This is a genomic window from Streptomyces sp. NPDC017890 (genome assembly GCF_044328675.1).
In the GTDB taxonomy this organism is placed as follows: domain Bacteria; phylum Actinomycetota; class Actinomycetes; order Streptomycetales; family Streptomycetaceae; genus Streptomyces.
The window spans coordinates 1-16,172 of record NZ_JBIRHU010000027.1; the positions used below are offsets into that span (position 1 = coordinate 1).

At 71.9% G+C, this 16,172-nt stretch carries 11 protein-coding genes; 3 read left to right on the forward strand and 8 right to left on the reverse strand.

Features of this window, described 5'->3' with window-relative positions; translation table 11 throughout:
* Positions 1–204 precede the first annotated feature (204 nt).
* The 3 genes from ACH4F2_RS29710 to ACH4F2_RS29720 form a co-directional block, all read right to left on the reverse strand.
* A complete protein-coding gene (locus ACH4F2_RS29710; RefSeq protein ID WP_398135840.1) occupies positions 205–1,797 on the reverse strand; it encodes a PH domain-containing protein in 1,593 nt (530 codons plus the stop codon).
* Positions 1,794–2,402: a PH domain-containing protein gene (locus tag ACH4F2_RS29715; RefSeq protein ID WP_398135841.1), complete on the reverse strand. Its 609-nt coding sequence runs from the start codon at positions 2,400–2,402 to the stop codon at positions 1,794–1,796. Before ACH4F2_RS29715 ends, ACH4F2_RS29710 begins: the two co-directional genes overlap by 4 nt.
* A gap of 118 nt (positions 2,403–2,520) precedes the next feature.
* Positions 2,521–2,763: a hypothetical protein gene (locus ACH4F2_RS29720; RefSeq protein ID WP_398135842.1), complete on the reverse strand. Its 243-nt coding sequence runs from the start codon at positions 2,761–2,763 to the stop codon at positions 2,521–2,523.
* Between the two features lie 374 nt (positions 2,764–3,137).
* On the opposite strand from ACH4F2_RS29720, the gene ACH4F2_RS29725 reads away from it, so the two are divergent.
* A complete protein-coding gene (locus tag ACH4F2_RS29725; RefSeq protein ID WP_398135843.1) occupies positions 3,138–4,682 on the forward strand; it encodes an ArnT family glycosyltransferase in 1,545 nt (514 codons plus the stop codon).
* A 165-nt stretch (positions 4,683–4,847) separates the two neighbouring features.
* Here ACH4F2_RS29725 and ACH4F2_RS29730 read toward each other — a convergent pair whose 3' ends face one another.
* The 4 genes from ACH4F2_RS29730 to ACH4F2_RS29745 form a co-directional block, all read right to left on the reverse strand.
* Positions 4,848–5,609 carry a thioesterase II family protein gene (locus tag ACH4F2_RS29730; RefSeq protein ID WP_398135844.1) on the reverse strand — a complete coding sequence of 254 codons (762 nt, stop codon included), beginning with the start codon at positions 5,607–5,609 and terminating at the stop codon, positions 4,848–4,850.
* Positions 5,610–5,834: 225 nt separating this feature from the next.
* Entirely contained in the window at positions 5,835–6,953 is a 1,119-nt protein-coding gene (locus tag ACH4F2_RS29735; protein ID WP_398135845.1) for an agmatinase family protein, read from the reverse strand.
* A 105-nt stretch (positions 6,954–7,058) separates the two neighbouring features.
* A complete protein-coding gene (locus ACH4F2_RS29740) occupies positions 7,059–8,687 on the reverse strand; it encodes a flavin monoamine oxidase family protein (protein WP_398135846.1) in 1,629 nt (542 codons plus the stop codon).
* Between the two features lie 414 nt (positions 8,688–9,101).
* On the reverse strand, positions 9,102–11,918 hold the full coding sequence (locus ACH4F2_RS29745; RefSeq protein WP_398135847.1) for an AAA family ATPase: 2,817 nt from the start codon (positions 11,916–11,918) through the stop codon (positions 9,102–9,104).
* Positions 11,919–13,152: 1,234 nt separating this feature from the next.
* On the opposite strand from ACH4F2_RS29745, the gene ACH4F2_RS29750 reads away from it, so the two are divergent.
* A complete protein-coding gene (locus tag ACH4F2_RS29750; protein ID WP_398135848.1) occupies positions 13,153–13,581 on the forward strand; it encodes a cold shock domain-containing protein in 429 nt (142 codons plus the stop codon).
* Between the two features lie 199 nt (positions 13,582–13,780).
* Entirely contained in the window at positions 13,781–14,605 is an 825-nt protein-coding gene (locus ACH4F2_RS29755; RefSeq protein ID WP_398135849.1) for a hypothetical protein, read from the forward strand.
* Positions 14,606–14,733: 128 nt separating this feature from the next.
* Here the strand turns inward: ACH4F2_RS29755 and ACH4F2_RS29760 are convergent, their stop codons facing one another.
* Complete coding sequence (locus tag ACH4F2_RS29760) at positions 14,734–15,954, reverse strand: glycosyltransferase (protein WP_398135850.1); 1,221 nt, start codon at positions 15,952–15,954, stop codon at positions 14,734–14,736.
* Positions 15,955–16,172: the final 218 nt, after the last annotated feature.

Sequence of the window (16,172 nt, forward strand, 5' to 3'; positions counted from 1 at the left end):
CGGACCGCCGTCCAGCAGCGCGGTTCGAACCGCGCGCGGTGGGGGAGCTGTACACCACGTCGGCCCCCGCCACCGTGACCCACACCTGGTAACCCCCCCCCCCCCCCCCCCCCCCCCCCCCCCCACACCCCCCCCCCCCCCCCCCCCCCCCCCCCCCCCCCCCCCCCCCCCCCCCCGCCGTTGTGCCGGGCGGGGGCCGGCCTGTCAGCTCCGTTCCAGGAAGGGAGCGAGCAGCCCCGGGACCGCCTCGTCGGCGAAGGCCAGGCCGTCGGTGAGGTCCACGTCGCGGACGGGGAAGGCGCCGCTCTTGCAGGCCGCGGTGGTGACCCGGATCGTGGCCAGACCGGACCGGCGCTGGGCGGGTGACTGCACGATCACCCAGCCGATCACGCTGTCCCGCCGCAGCGCCACGGTCCGCCGGATCAGCGTGCCGTAGCGCGTCAGCAGGTGCGAGCCGTGCAGGGAGTGGCCGAGCGCGCGGTACCCGCTGTGTGCGAACAGCCCGCCCGCGGGCAGCAGCACCGCGGCCGAGATCCACGCGATGTGCAGCAGGACGGGGGTGAGGAGCGTGCCGAGCAGCGCCAGCAGCGCACACGGGGTGAGCACCGTGAGCGCGGCCCTGACGTGCCGGCGGCGCAGCGCGGCCCGCGGGTGGGGGCGCAGTGCGGCGAGGGTCGGGGACGGGTGCTCCGCGACGACGGCGGCGGCGATCTCGTGCGCGCGGGCGCGCGGTACGGCGGGGCTGAGGGTGCGCATCCTGCTGGCCTCCAGGCCTTCGGACTTCTGCAGGCCCGTGGCGACGGCCGCCACGGACGCGCCGCCGCCCAGGCGCAGTGCCAGCGGTTCGGTGACCTCGACGCCGCGCAGCCGGCGCGCGTCGATCGAGAGGGAACGGGTGGTCAGCAGACCCCGGTGGACGGCGAAGTTGTCGCTGTCGTCCCGTTCCAGGCGGTAGCCCCACCACTCCTCCGCGGCGAGGGCGACGGCGGTGACCGATCCCACGAGGAGCAGGGCGAGGGAGCCGAGGACGATGCCCTCCCACAGCCCGGTGGCACCGAGGAACCCGAGGACCGCCCGCAGGGCCCGTTCCGGGTGGATGCCGAAGCCCTCCAGGATGCGCACGGTGGAGCCGCCGACGACGAGGACGGCGAGCAGACCCCAGGAGTTCAGCGGCATGTAGCGCAGCCAGGCCCAGTCCATGCGGGCCACGGTCCGGTCGGCGCCGGCCGTGTCCGGTGCCGCTTCGGCCCGGCGCAGCAGCGTCTGGCGCAGTTGCTCCGCGTCCGCCCTGCGCAGGGCTTCGAGGCTGGTGTCGCCCTGCTCGCCGCCGCCCTGAGCGGTGGTGATCTTCACGGTGGCCAGGCCGAGGACCCGCAGGACGGGGTCCGCGGTGAGGTCGACGCCGCGGATCCGGTCGCAGGGGACCGTGCGCCGGCGGCGGCCGAGGAGGCCGGTGCGCACGTCGAGGATGTCGCCGACGACGCGGTAGCGGGTGGTGAGGAGTTCCACCAGCCGCCACAGCATGATCAGCAGGAAGACGCCGGTGAGCAGGCCGAGGCGGATGTACGCCTCGCGGTCGAGCCGGCCGAGGGTGACGAGGGCGTAGAGCCCGGTCGACAGGGCGGGCGGGACGAGCCACTTGAGCTGGACGAGCAGCAGCCGGTTGTCGAGCCGCCGCCAGGGCTCGCCGCCGGGCTGCCGGCTCCCGTCGGCGGGCACCGGGGCGGGCGCGTCGCCGGCGGCCTGGGCCCGGCCGGGGGCGCCCGGGGCCCGGCGCGTGTTGGGCGGGCTGTTCACGTCGCGTCCCCGTCCGCCGCCTGGGTGGCCTGGGTGGTCGCCGCGAGATGGTCCGCGACCGCCTTGGCCCGCTCGTGGTCCAGCCCGTGGATGCGTACGGGCCCCGCGGCGGAGGCGGTGGTGACGACGACGGTGGCGAGGCCCAGCAGCTGTTGCAGCGGGCCGCGGGCGGTGTCGACGGTCTGGATGCGTGACATCGGGGCGATCCGGGCGATCCGCCACAGCCAGCCGGACGAGGTGTAGACGGCCTCGTCCGTGGTCTCCCAGCGGTGCACGCGGTACCGCCGGCGCGGCGCGATCACGACGTACAAGACCGAGAGCAGCACGGACAGTGCGGCGATCGCGACGCCGGCGGCCGGCGGCAGCCGGTGCCACAGCCAGACGAGCAGTCCCGCCACGACGGCCAGCGCGCCCAGGGCGCTCAGTACCGCCTGCCAGGTCCACCACGCCACCGCTCGCGGATCCACCCGGTGGGCCGGCGGTCGCAGCCGCAGGGCCGTGGGGGCCCGGCCGGGCGCGGGGGGCCTGCCGGGTGCCGGGCCGGCCGCGGGCGGATCGCCCGCGGCCGTGTGCTGCGAGCCCGTGTCGGGCGTCGTGTGCTGCATCGCTGCGGCCTTTCACTCCATGTCAACAGCGCGCTGCACGCCGCCGGAGCAGGTCCGGCGGCGTGCAGCGCGAATGCGGTCGGGGCCCCGGTCCGGGGGAGTCCCGGGGCCCGACCCGTCAGGCACCGTGCTCGGCCGCGGCCTTCTTGGGCTTCGCCTTGTCCAGCGCGAAGATCCCGACGACGGCGGCGACGGCGACGATGCTCGCGACGATCATCGACGCGGGGTCCGACAGGTGCAGGGGCAGGAAGGCGCCCTTGGTGTCATTGCCGATGATCTTGAGGATGATCGGGATGATGCCGCACCAGGACCCGATCACCAAGGTGGCGAACTGCAAGTACTCAACGGTCTTCTGCTGCATCTTGGACGGCCTTTCACCAGGATCTGCGTCGCGATCTCAAGGAATCGGTCCGGACGGCGACACCGCAACGGGGGATGTGCGGTGTTCCCCGCCGTCCGGACCTGAGGAAATCCTCCCGCCGCCGCGGGAGCCGGACCAGCCTCATAAGGTCGTGACCGCAGCCGACCAAAGTTCGGCGGACCAACACTTTCGTCAGGCCCCCCGTCCGCCCCCTATGGGCCCCTGAACCCGTGTTCACGGGGGCTGCGCCGGCCGACACCGCCCCTACGCTCGGCCTGCAGACACCGGGCGCACCAGCCGGATTCGGCCACGTCCTCCAACTGATCCGACTTCGCCGGCCGGCGCCCCGGGCAGACCGCTTCGGGGAGGACTCCGTGACCACGACGACCCAACCATCGGGAAAACCGTTTCCCACGGCCGGGAGCGGCGGCGGGCCGTCCTCCACGACGGCCGCCGCCCCAGAGCTGCCCGGCCTCGCCTGGAAGCCGGTGACCGCCGTCGCAGCCGTGCTCGGGTTGCTGCTGCTGGTCACCAGCGGCCGCTGGGGCTACCAGGGCGACGAACTGTACTTCCTGGGTGCCGGACAGCGCCTGAGCTGGTCGTATGCCGACAATCCACCGCTGATGCCGCTGCTGGCCACGGCGATGGACGCGCTGTTCGACGGCTCGCTGGTGGGCCTGCGCCTGCCGTCGACGCTCCTCTCCGCGGCCGGCACGCTCTTCGCCGCGCTGATCGCCCGTGAGCTGGGCGGCGGGACGCGGGCGCAGCTGCGTACCGCGGCCGTGTGGGCGTCGGTCCCGCTCGTCATGATCGTCGGGCACGCGCTCTCCGCCTCCACCGTCGACATCGTCGCGTGGACCGCGGTCAGCTGGCTCCTGGTGGCCTGGGTGCGCCGCCGGGACGACAGGATGCTGCTCGTCGCGGCGCTGGTCACCGCGGTCGCCATGCAGGCCAAGTACTCCATCTTCTTCCTCTGGCTCGCGGTGGCCGTCAGCGTCCTGTTCGTGGGGCCGCGTCCGCTGCTGCGCCGCCCGCTGCTGTGGGCGGGCGCGGCCGTCGTCGTCGTGTCGGCCGTACCGGGCCTGCTCTGGCAGGCGGACCACGGCTGGCCGCAGCTGGAGATGGCTGACGTGTTCCGGCGGGAGAGTTCCGGAGCGGTCGCCTACGTGGGTGTCGCCTTCTTCCTGGCCGGCGTACTGCTCGCGGCCCTGCTGGGGTACGGCCTGTGGCAGCTGCTGCGCTCGCCCGAGCTGCGCCCGTACCGGTTCCTCGGGTGGAGTTTCACCGGCCTGTTCCTGCTGTTCCTGGTGAGCGGCGGCCGGCCGACCTACGCGGCGGGGCTGTTCCCCGTGCTGTGGGCCGCCGGTGCCGTGCGGATGGAGCAGGGCGCGCCTTCCAAGTGGTGGCGGTGGGCGGTGAGCTGGCCGGTGATCGGACTGCTCTTCGTCTTCTCGGCCTTGACCTCGCTGCCGGTGCTGCCCCGCGCGGAAGAGGAGGCGGTGGCGGGTACGAAGAACAATCCGCAGGCCGCCGAGACGGTCGGCTGGGACGACCTGGTGGACGCGGTGGAGAAGACCGCGCGGTCGCTCCCGGCCGGGGAACGGGACCGCGCCGTGATCGTCACCGAGTACTACACGGAGGCCGGCGCGCTCGACCATCTCGGCTCCGGGTCCGGCCTGCCCGAGGTCCACAGCGCCCATCGCGGCTACTGGTACTTCGGGGCTCCGGCGGACTCCGCCACCACGACGATCTTCGTCGGCTCCGACCGCGAGCAGCTGCTCGAACGTTTCACCGACGTCCGCGAGGCCGCGACGGTCGCGGGCAAGGGCAACCAGGTGGCGGGCACGAAGGTGTGGATCTGCACCGGCAACAAGGAGCCGTGGTCGAAGGCGTGGCCCGGCCTGGGCCACCTGTACTGACCTCGACGCACACGGCGGGAGGGCGGCGGGCGGCACGCGCCGGGGCCGCCCTCCCCGTACGAACGCCGGCCCGGCCCCGTAGCGGGTCCTGGAACACTCTCCAGGGCCTGGTACGGGGCCGGGCCGGCGTTCGTACGCGATCGGGCCGGGCGGCCGGTGCGCGGCCTACCGGGCCGCGAAGTGCTCCTTCAGGACGGCCAGCACGTCGGTTGCCCGCTCGGAGAGGAAGAAGTGACCGCCGGGGAAGACCTTGAGGTCGAAGCCGCCGGTGGTGTGCTGCTCCCAGGCCCGTGCGTCGTCCAGGGAGGTGCGGGGGTCCGCGTCGCCCGTCAGGACGGTGAGCGGGGCGCCGATCGTGGCGCCGGGCTCGGCCCGGTACTTCTCGATGGCGCGGTAGTCGCTGCGGATCGCGGGCAGCACCATGCGCAGCAGTTCCTCGTCGCCCAGGACCCGTGAGTCGGTGCCGCTGAGGGCCTTCATCTCGGCGACGATGCCGTCGTCGTCGCGCTGGTGCACGTTCTCCGGGCGGAACACCGAGGGTGCGCGGCGCCCGGACGCGAAGACGTGGACGGGGCCCCGGCCGTCGCGCTCGAAGCGGCGGGCCACCTCGAAGGCGATGACGGCGCCCATGCTGTGGCCGAAGAACGTCAGCGGCCGGTCCGTGAAGGGCACCAGGGCCGCCGCGGCCCGGTCGGCCATGGTGGCGATGTCCTCGATGCCCGGTTCCGCGCGCCGGTCCTGACGGCCCGGGTACATCACCGCGGCCACGTCCACGCCGGGGCTCAGGGCCGCCGAGACGGGGAAGTAGAAGCTGGCGGAGCCGCCCGCGTGCGGGAAGCACACCAGGCGGGGCGAGGTGTCGGGGGCCGGGTGGTAGCGGCGCACCCACTGGTCGGCGTCCCGCCCCGGGGACAGGGTTGAGGTCATGGCTGTGTTCCGTCCGTGGTCGTGGGAGAGGGTGGGCGAAGGGGACTGGAGGTCGGCGGGAAGGCGTGGGCGAGAGGTCGGCGGGAACGGGAGTGACCGAGAACGGAGACGTCCCGTCCTCGGTCACGCCGCGGCGGCGCGGCGGCACTGCGCGGCACGGCGGCCGGCCGCGTACGGTCGTGCCGGGGACGGCGGAGCCGAGGTATCCGGCCCACCGGACACCCCCTAGGCGAGGGGGAATCGCACCTCGCCGGCCACGATCGGGTTGGCGTAGTTCTCCGTGGAGATCTTGATCCGGTTCATCGCGAGGCCGGTGAGGGCTTCGAAGACGGCCCGGCGGGCGTTCATCGCGGTGGTGTAGCCGGGGTCCAGGTGCGGGGCGACCTCGACGACGTCCATGCCGATCAGGTTGGTCTCGTGCGCGAGGCGCCGCAGCCCGGTGAAGAGTTCACGCGTGGTGAGACCCGCGGGTTCGGGCGTGCCGGTGCCGGGCGCGTACGCCGGGTCGAGGACGTCGATGTCCAGGGACAGGTAGACGTGGTCGGCGACCGCCTTGACCTCTTCGACGACCTTGTCCACGACGGCGGCGAAGCCGATGCGCTCGACCTCGGCCATGAAGTGGGAGCGCATACCGGCCCGGCGCATCCAGTTGAAGAGCTGGTCGTCGGGACCGGTGGCGGTGCGCAGGCCCACCTGGATGAGGTTGGGCCCGGGCAGCCGCTCGTCGGTCAGCAGTCGCCGGATCGGCGTGGTGTGGGTGGCCTTGTGGCCGAAGATCTCGTCGTGGCAGTCAGGGTGGGCGTCGAAGTGGACGACGGCGATGCTGCCGTGTCCGTGTACGTCGGACAGCCCGCCGACGCTCGGCCACAGCAGCGAGTGGTCGCCGCCGAGGACCACCGGTACCGCACCGACCTCGGCGATCTCCCGGACCAGGCCGCGGATGGGCTCCATGGAGCGGGCGACGTCGAACGGGTCGGTGGCCGCGTCACCGTAGTCGACGACCTTGAGGATGTTGAACGGGTTGATCCGCGTGGCCGAGTGGATGTATCCCTCGGGCGTGCTGTACATGTACCGTTCGTCGGCCCGGATCGCGCGGGGTCCGAACGCGGCGCCGCGGTGTCCCGTGGAGGAGTCCACCGGGCAGCCCACCACGGCGACGTCGACCTTGCCGGCGCGCAGGTCCTCCTGTGTCAGGGCCAGCGGCACACCCATGAACGTGGGCAGGCCCGCGTAGGCCGGCTGCACGTAGTAGCGGCGCAGGTCGATCGGCCCGGGGTCCCGGCGTGGCGAGAAGGAACGGTCGACCTTCAGGCGCCAGGTCTCGGACTCGGGTGTTTCGCTCATCTCTCTCCTCGTTCGCGACCGGTGCCACTGCGGGTGCACGCCGACCGTAGGCAGGCGGTGCCGGCGGGGGAACCCCTAAGCTGCCCCGATCACGTCCTGTTCCCGTCAGGCGTCGGGCAGTTCGACCGGGGCCAGTTCGTGGAAGAGGTCGCCGGGCCCGGGGTTGCCGGGCGGCGTGCCGCCGCCCAGGTGGTTGACGACGCCCCACACGGCGTTGAGGCCGGTGGTGACGGCCCCCTCGGCGAAGCCCGCCGTCCAGGAGACGTCGTCGCCCGCGAGGAAGAGGCCCCGGTGGTGGCGGGGCATCTCGTCCTGCATGAAGTGAGTGAACAGGCGGCGCTGGTAGCGGTAGTGGCCGGGCAGGTTGGACTTGAAGGCCCCCATGAAGCGGGGCTCGGTCTCCCAGGTGATGGTGCGCGGTGGTGCGATGATCCGGGACCGGATGTCCACGTCGGGGTAGATGTCGGCCAGCGCCTCCAGGACGGCGTCCAGCCGTTCCTCGGCGGTGAGCGGCGCCATCTTGAGGGAGTCGTCGTTCCACGTGTACGACAGGCACATGACACCTGGACGGTCGGGGCCGTCGTCGAAGAGGTAGACGCCGCGCGGCATGCGGTCGGTGAGCGTGGTGCTCATCACCTCGCGTCCGGTCCTCTCGTCCCGCGCGCGCCAGAAGGGGCGGTCGACGAGGACGAACAGCTTGGAGGAGCCCATGTAGTGGCTGCGTTCCACCGCCGACCACACGGGCCCGGGCAGCAGGTGGCCGGCGCACCGGACGTTGGTGATCAGCGTGCGCTTGTGCGGGGTGAACACGGCCGCGGGATAGGTGCGGGCGCCGCCCTTGGACTCGTGCACGGTGATGCCGCGGGCGGCGCGTTCGATCCGGGCGACCGAACCGCGCGGGGCACCGCCGTGCAGCGCCTCCAGGGAGGTGCCCGCCGGCCAGTGGGCGATGTCGTCGGGGGCGAGGCGCCACAGCCGCTCGGGCAGCTGCTGGGAACCGCCGACGATGAGCTGGTGGTCGTCCTCGGCGCCGGTGTAGATGACGCGCAGGATCTCCAGCATCGAGTTGGGGAAGTCGGTGTCCCAGCCGCCCGCTCCGAAACCGACCTGCCCGAAGATCTCCCGGTGGCGGAACGACTGGAAGTACGGTGATCCGGCGATGAACCCGTAGAAGGACTGGTCGTCCAGCGCGCGTACGAGCGGGTTCCAGATGGCCTTGATGGCGGTGGTGTCCCGGCGGCGGATGGCGTCGTTCATGGCGTAGAACTCGGCGCTCTCCTGCACCGCCTTGTCCCAGGCCATCCCGACTTCCTGGTAGACGTCGGGGAGGTCCCCGGCGTCGCGGGCGTAGGTCTGGAGCCCGCCCACGTCGATGACGGTGCTGCCGCTCGCGGCTGTCAGGGGGTTGGGGAAGGGCCGTGTCTCGAGCCCGACGAGGTTCACGTAGTGGTGGAGCGTGGTCGCCGAGCTCGGGAAGCGCATGGCGCCCAGCTCGGCCGTGACGTCGGGCCGGTTCTCGAACGGAGCCGAGCGCATCCGGCCGCCGATCTGCTCCGCCTCGTAGAGCACCGGCCGCAGTCCGAGACGCATGAGTTCGTAGGCGGCCACGAGGCCCGACACGCCCCCGCCGATCACCGCGACCGGCGTGCCCAGCGCGTCCTTCGGCAGGCGTCCGACGCCTGCCGGGTGGGTTATCCAGTCGTCGTACATGAAGGGGAAGTCCGGTCCCAGCATGGTGACGGATGCGGTGGGGAAAGAGCGCAAACCCCCGTTGACGGCAACCAACGGATACTCCTCTGACCGTGGTGGGGGCCGGCCCGGCGTTTTCCTGTTCGAACGGCCGCGAAGGGCCGGGATCCGGCGACGGCAAGAGGGACCGCGATCGGCCCGTCTCCAGCACACGGCGCGTTCTCGCTGCACTTCCGATTATGGCCGTGGCACGGTGGGGCAGGTGAACCCCTGACCACCCCCTCATCGCTCCTGCCGACGGGGGCCGTCACGGGCGTCCTGGCACACGAGGAGACCGGGCCGGGGGGGGGGGGGGGCGGGGGGCGGGGGCCCCCCCCCCCCCCCCCCCCCCCCCCCCCCCCCCCGGCCCGGTCTCCTCGTACCCCGCGCGGTCGGATGTGGTTCGCGCGTTCGCCCGGGTCAGCAGGCGGTGTCGGCCAGCAGGTCGTGCGGCAGGTCCCTGCGTCGTGACACGTTGAGTTTCCGGTAGACCCGGGTGAGATGCTGTTCGACGGTACTGACGGTGATGAACAGCTTCCTGGCGATCTCGCGGTTGCTGTGCCCGAAGGACGCGAGGCTCGCCACGCGGCGCTCCGCGTCGGTCAGTTCGGTCGCGCTGCTCTCCCCCGCCGCGGCCTGCTGCTCGGGGCCGTTCTCACCGCCGTACGGGAGGAGCTGCGAGCACAGCGCTTCCGCCTGGGTGTCGCGGGCGATGTGCCAGGCCCTGCGGGCCATCATGCGGGCCTGCCCGAGTTCGCCCAGCGCGTGGTGGGAACGGCTGAGCGCCCCCAGGACACGCACCAGTTCGAGTCGGTCCTCACAGGGTTCGAGCGCCTCGACGGCCTCGCGCAGCAGGTGGTGGTGGCGCCGCAGCCCAGCCGCCTCGGCCATGACCCGCAGGGACTGCGCCCGGGTGCGGGACTGTCCGGGGCCGCACTTGGCCAGCTGCTCCTGGGCCAGCTTCTCGGCCTCTGCCTTTCCGCCGGTACGCAGGTGCATCTCGGCGGCCGCGGAGCGCCACGGCACCAGGGACGGCTGGTCGACGCCCCATCGCTGCATGCGCTCCCCGCAGGTGAGGAAGTCGTCCAGGGCGGGATGCGGGCGGTTGGTGGCCGCGTAGTACTGGCCACGCGCGTAGACCAGCTCCAGGCCGTGGCACGTGTCGTGGACCAGGTCCGGAACGTGTCCGTCCAGATATGCCTCGGCCTTCTCGTACTCGCCCATCGCGGTGTGCGCGGCAACCAGGGTGGCCAGCAGCGAGCCGAGGGCGACACCCCAGTGGTGCGCGGGCATCCAGCCCAGGGCGTCCGTGGCGTACCGGATGGCGTCGGCCGGGTTGCCCTGCCGCAGCGCGATCCTGGCCCGGGACTCGGAGAGCTGTGCCTGCCAGCCGGGGCCGCCCAGGCGGGTCGCCTCCCCCAGCAGGGCGTCGCACCAGTGCGCCGCCACCGCCAGCCGGTCCGCGTAGACCAGCACGGACAGCGCGCCGAGCAGCGGCTCCAGGGTGACGTCGCTCAGGCGGGTGCCCTGCAACAGGTGCTCGGCGCGGTCGGCGGCACCCGCGTCGCAGCCCTTGGTCAGGATGACCTGCAGGGCGGTGCCGGCCTTGACGGCGGGGTCGGCGCCACGGGCCGCGATGGCATCGTTGCCAAGGACCGGTGGCGGCGTGGAACTGTCGTCGGGCAGGAAGTGCTCGCGCAGGGCGGGATAGGTGGTGCGTACGGCGCCGCTGGCCAGGTAGGTCTCCGCCGTCGACCGACTGCCGTAGACACCGCGTGACTTGTGGGCGACGTCCGCGGCGTCCTGGAAGTTCCCCTGCCACAGCAGACCCTTGATGAGCAGGGGCGTCTCCTGGTCGGCGAGCCAGCCCTCGTCGAAGGCGGTGCGCATCGCGGTGAAGCAGGAGCCGGCCGTCGTCGGGCTCAGCCGTTCCACGAGCCGGGTGAGCTGTCCGAGGATGGCGCTGCGGCGTGGCCCGTTGCCGCAGGCCCGGTCGGCCAGTTGCAGGCACGCGACGGCGAAGGAGGCGTCCTCCGCACCTCGGGCCCGGCGCGCGGCCTCGCACAGCACGTCGACGGTCTGGGCGTCATCGACGTGCCCGGAGGCCACGATGTGCCGTGCCACGACCTGCGGTTCGGCACAGAGCCGGCGCAGGCGGTCGGCGGCGCGGCGGTGCAGCGAGACGCGTTCGGCGGGCTCCATGTCGCTGAGGACGGCGTCCCGCGCGGCCGGGTGGCGGAAGGACCGGCGTTCCCCCTCCCGTTCGACGAGACCGGTCGCCTCGAGTTCGCGCAGGCTGGGCACCACCATGTCGGGGGCGAGGTCGAGCAGGTCCGCCAGGAGGCCTTCGGTCGCGGCCCGGTCCAGGACCGCGAGGCCGCGGGCGGCGGCGAGCACCTCCGGCTCGCTGCGGTACAGGCAGCCGAGTACGGCCTGCTGATACGCGTGACCGGTCACCGGTGTGCCGCTGGTCCGAGGGCCGTCCCGCCCGTCTCCGTCGTCGGTGCGCAGATCGTGGACGAGGGCGCGGACGAGCAGCGGATTGCCGCCGGTGGCCCGGTGGGCGGCCGGGGCGAGGCCCCGCGCGGCCGCGTCGCACAGGCTGTCCTCCAGGATCCCGGCCACGGCCCGCTCGCTGAGCGTGCTGGTGCGCAGCTCGGTGAGGCGGGGGTGGCGCAGCAGTTCCGCGCCGAACAGCGGCCGGGCGGGGCGCGGTCCCGTGCTCGCCGCGAGGACGATCAGGACGGGCTTGGTACGCAGGTCGCGCATCGCGTACTGCAGGCACTGCAGGGACGGGATGTCCGCGTACTGGGTGTCGTCCACGATGACGGCCAGCGGCCGCTCCTGCGCCAGGCTCGCCAGCGTCGAGGTCAGCGACCGCATCACGTGGGTCTTGACGTGCTCTTCCCGCTCCGAGTCGCAGTCCCGCAGCATCGCGGTGAAACGGGCGTCGTCGAGCAGCTTCTCCACTCGTTCCGTTTCCCGCTGCGGAAGTCGGCCGCCGAGCAGCAGTTGCGCGAACACCGCCATGGGCGTGCGTCGTTCCGCACGCAGGCCCGTCGCCGCGAGGACCATGACGCCGGCGGTCTCCGCCTCCTCGGCGACGTGATTCAGCAGCTCACTTTTTCCGGTGGCCACCGGGCCTCTGACGAGGACGACTCGAGAAGGCTTGTCGGCGTTCTCTCTCGCCATCTCACCAAGAAGCGTTAAAGAATCGGTTCGCTCAACCAAGCTCATATCAAGATTACCTCCCCGTTCAAGGCATTAAAGCCTGCCTCAGGCATCTCTTCCGACTCCGGACCACCCAATGAACCTGCTCAGGTGGTCTTCTTGGTGAAGTTCACCACAACGCCCGGCGACCGGGCTCTCTCAATGAACATCCCTTCGGGGCTACCCGGAGCACAATAGCATTAACTATGACTCATTCCGGTTGCCAAGGTAGCCCCGAAAGACGTGACGGGGCCGACTAAATCTTGCGCAGCTCGGAACGTTCAGCCCTTCCCTGTTCGGCACCTGATGTGATAGTCGAGGCACCCGCCCGGCCTCTAAGGGTCGAACGGAGAATTCCGCTTATGTCCGCCAGGTAGCGTCACACGTCGGCGTGCCATGCCGACTCTCGCGTCAATGCAGCAGGTCAGAGGCTTGCCAAGGGCAGACTTCCAAGAGCGCGGGCTGACCCCGAGGAGCGTTCGGCGGCCCGAAACGGAACGTCCGCCAATTCGGAATAGATCATTCCGTCTAGCCTCTCCCCCAGCGACGCGCTCTCACCGCGCCCCGGCCGTCACGCCCCTCCGCGCGGTCCACTCCGCCTGCAATCACGCTGCGCGATTACCATTTGAAATGGCCTGTTTTCGCGGGACCCGATATCCGCGTCTCTCCCTCGGCCTGCGTGTACCCACTCGCAGTCACTACCGAACGCAGCCGAACGCGGTGCGGCAACAGAGCTGCGACAGCAGACCCACCCCGGGCAAATCAACGCATGCCCGAGCAACCTTCGACTCAATGGATCAGCAGGCTCTCAAGGGGACTGCCCGGGCAATTCCGGCGGGTCGTCGACCCGAAGTTCCCCCGCGCGCCCTCGGATAATGTCTTGCCACCGCTCGCCCCGTCGGGAACGATCGCTGCCGGGCGGCCGCGGGGTGGCGCGACCCGGTCCCGAAATGACTGAAGCACCGGGCCGGTGCCCGCCGTACGCTCCGGGTGGTCGAGGGCGGCGGCCCCGGACTCCGGCGGCCGGCGTCGGGCTTCGTCGCCGGGCGGGCCCGGACGTGGTCCGCGTCCGTGGGCCGCCGTTCGCCCACGGACGTACTGCCGCGCCGCCGGTACCGGGTTCCGCTTCGCCCCGCGGCACCGAGCCGATCGGGCGGAAGCGCCCGCAGGCCGCACCGCGCGGCACTGTAGGTTCCCCTTCGAGGTGTGCTCCGTGTGGAGCCCCTCCGCTGTAGTGGTTCTGATGTCGGAGGTGTGTGCTGTGTTGATGACAGGCAAGGTTGTGCGGTTCGACGAGGTCCGCGGCTACGGGTTCATCGCGCCCGCGGAGGCGGGTGAGGACGTCTTCATGCACGCGAACGACCTGCTCGACGAGAAGTACCTCTACCAGGAAGGCCGCGAGGTCGAGTTCTTCCTCGAGCAGGGGGACAAGGGACCCAAGGCCTCACAGATCCGCCTCGTCCACCAGCCGACGGCGATTCGGCTGCCCTCCCGTCCGGCCGGCTCTCCGGACGACCGGCAGGACGTCCGGGAAGCCGGTGGAAACGACGCGACGGACGCCGCGCTGTTCCGCGCCGAACTCACGGAAGCCCTGCTCGGCTCGTCGGGCACCCTCACGGCGGACCAGATCAAGCAGGTCCGCGAGTGTGTCGTCGCACTGGCGCGGAACCGGGGTTGGATCGCCCGCTGATAAGGGATCGGTAGGGGTACTCGAGCCCCCTCCCCCGCCCTAGCCTGAAGTGGTGACCGGCCGATCGGCCGGTCACGGCAGCCGGAACCCGGAACGTTGGATCCCCTTCCTGACGCCACCGTTCCGGTCTGCCTGCCTCGTCCTTGCGCGGGATGTGAAGCCGCACCGTGCCACGGCGTCGAGGGATGGGGAAAACACCATGCGCGGTCATGAACTCTGGGAGCAGTCACGGCCCGGAACAACCGGCGGACTCGTTCTCGCCGTCGACATGCCGTCCGGCGGGAACGCGCCCGGGTTCCGGCAGCTCATTCCGCTGCTCAACACCGCGCACACCGTCTGGCATGCCGTGGAACAGGCCGGCGCGCCCCTCGGGGACGGTGGTCTCGCCGCTTACGTCGAGCCCTGGGCTCAGGCGGTGCGCGGCAGCGGACTCACGGTGCGCGCGGTACTGGGCCACCGGGTGGGATCCGTACTGACCGGCGCGCTCGCCGAGGCCCTCGGCGGCCCGGGGCAGCCTCCTCCGTCCGTGCTGCTCCTCGATCCGGAACTGGTCGACACGGACCTGGTCGTGAGCGAGTTCCACCGCATGGTGGCCGACGACCCGCAACTGCGGAGCGCCGAGGAAGTCACTCGGCTCGAACAGGCTCTGGACGTCGAGGCGGAGCGGTACTACGACGACCCGGCGGCCCTGGCCGTCCGGTTGCGGTCGGTCTTCCTGCGCGCGGCGGACCGGTCCGGAGCCCGGGCCCGCGCGGCGGCCGAGAGCCTCAACCGGGCCGCGGACCGGCTGTCCGTGCTGGCCCTCGCCGAAGCGTACGACGTGACCCCGGTGTGGTCCCACTGCACCGCGCTGTGTTCGTCGAGCCCCGGAAAGGGACTCAACCGCACCCGAGCCGCTCTGCTGCTCCCGGAAGCCGGGCTCGTGGCGCGGGAGATCTCTGTCGGGGACCGGCACACGGAGATGCTCACCAGCCCGGTCGTCGCCCGGACCGTGTCGGAACTGCTCACCGTCTCCGAGCGGTAGCCTCCTCCCTCCCCGACCGCCACCGTCACCGGCGCCGTGTCCGCGCCGCCCGGGAGAGCGGACACACGGCTGCGGGGAGGCCCCGTCCGGGCGCCTGTCCCCGCTCGTGCGTGTTTCGCCCGGCTCCCCTAGGTGGTCTCCCGCTGCCGCGCCGCCGCCGGCCGGTCCTGCCGGCCTCTGCCACGTCGGGGCAGGTAGACCAGTAGTTCCGTACCGAGGAAACGCAGGACGAACGTCGCCAGCAGGGCGAGAGCCGTGGCGGGCAGCACCCCCATGTGCGCGCCGCCGACCAGAAGCGCGATCAGCGGGACGCGCAGCACCAGGTCCGTGTTGGCCAGCAGCGCGAAGCGGCCCAGGCGGTTGCCCAAGGACCGGTGTCCGCGGCGGTCGCCGAAGAGGAGCAGGTCGATGAGGACGAAGTTCCACAGGACCCCGAACTGGTTCGCCACGATCTCGGCCGGCAGATAGTGCATGCCCAGCGCGGTCAGCGCGGCGAGGACCCCCAGGTTGGGCAGGAAGCCGGTCAGGCCGATCAGCCCGAAGGCCAGCATGCGCGTTCCGTGCGTGGCGGTGCGCAGCGAGACCAGATGTGCCAGGAAACGGATGCCCTCGCGCACGGTGGACTTGGACGCGCCGCCGAAGCGCTCCTGGAAGGTGAACGGGACTTCGGCGACGTTTCGCGGGCGGCAGCGGACCGCCAGCTCGAGGAGGATCTTGTAGCCGAGGGGCCGCAGGACGTCCGCCCTGGAGTGCACCACGCTGCGGCGGATGGCGAAGAAGCCGCTCATGGGGTCGCTGATGCCGCGCAACGCGGAAGGGAACAGCCCCTTGGCCAGGAGCGTCGAGCCGCGTGACACGGCGATCCGATAGCGGCCGGACAGCCCAGAGTTGCTGCCGCCGCCCGCGTAGCGGCTGGCGACGACGAGGTCGGCTCCGGTCCGCCGCCCGGTGGCGACGAGGTCGGGTACCAGGGACGGCGGGTGCTGCAGGTCGGCGTCCATGACCACGATCCAGTCGGACGTCGCGGCCTTCATGCCCTCGACGACAGCGCCGCTCAGGCCGCCTTCCGCGACGTCCCTGTGCATGACGGTGACCGGAAACGGACAAGCTCTCGAGGCCCGCTCGATGACGGCCGGGGTGTCGTCGGTGCTGTCGTCGACGAACAGCACGTCGTACCGGTCCTGCGCCGGCAGACAGGCCGCGAGCCGCGCGAGCAACTCCCCCACGTTCTCCGCTTCGTTGAACGTCGGAATGATCAGCGTGGCGGAACTGCCCCCGCCACTCGGCCGATGGCCGCCGTCGGTGATCTCGGCACCAGGATGGAGAGCGGCTTCGGGATGTCTCGCCATGGTCGTCCTCTGCGGTCTGCGCGGGTCGGTCACGTCGGCGCGGCTGCGGACGACGGTTTTCCCGGGGAGGATGAGGAGCGCTGCGGGAAGAAGACATTCATTGCCACAGCGGTACGTCCGATCAGTTACGCTATCGGCGGCGGTGGCTCTCCTCCACCCCTAGCCATCCCCTAAACGTCACGCCGCCGCACGGGCGCCGCGAAATGCCTCCCGGGGTT

Excerpts from the sequence above, each read along its gene's own strand:
- ACH4F2_RS29715 (WP_398135841.1), bottom strand. The coding sequence starts at position 2,402 with ATGCAGCACACGACGCCCGACACGGGCTCGCAGCACACGGCCGCGGGC.
- ACH4F2_RS29720 (WP_398135842.1), bottom strand. The coding sequence starts at position 2,763 with ATGCAGCAGAAGACCGTTGAGTACTTGCAGTTCGCCACCTTGGTGATC.
- ACH4F2_RS29730 (WP_398135844.1), bottom strand. The coding sequence starts at position 5,609 with ATGACCTCAACCCTGTCCCCGGGGCGGGACGCCGACCAGTGGGTGCGC.
- ACH4F2_RS29735 (WP_398135845.1), bottom strand. The coding sequence starts at position 6,953 with ATGAGCGAAACACCCGAGTCCGAGACCTGGCGCCTGAAGGTCGACCGT.
- ACH4F2_RS29740 (WP_398135846.1), bottom strand. The coding sequence starts at position 8,687 with ATGCTGGGACCGGACTTCCCCTTCATGTACGACGACTGGATAACCCAC.
- ACH4F2_RS29745 (WP_398135847.1), bottom strand. The coding sequence starts at position 11,918 with ATGAGCTTGGTTGAGCGAACCGATTCTTTAACGCTTCTTGGTGAGATG.
- ACH4F2_RS29755 (WP_398135849.1), top strand. The coding sequence starts at position 13,781 with ATGCGCGGTCATGAACTCTGGGAGCAGTCACGGCCCGGAACAACCGGC.
- ACH4F2_RS29760 (WP_398135850.1), bottom strand. The coding sequence starts at position 15,954 with ATGGCGAGACATCCCGAAGCCGCTCTCCATCCTGGTGCCGAGATCACC.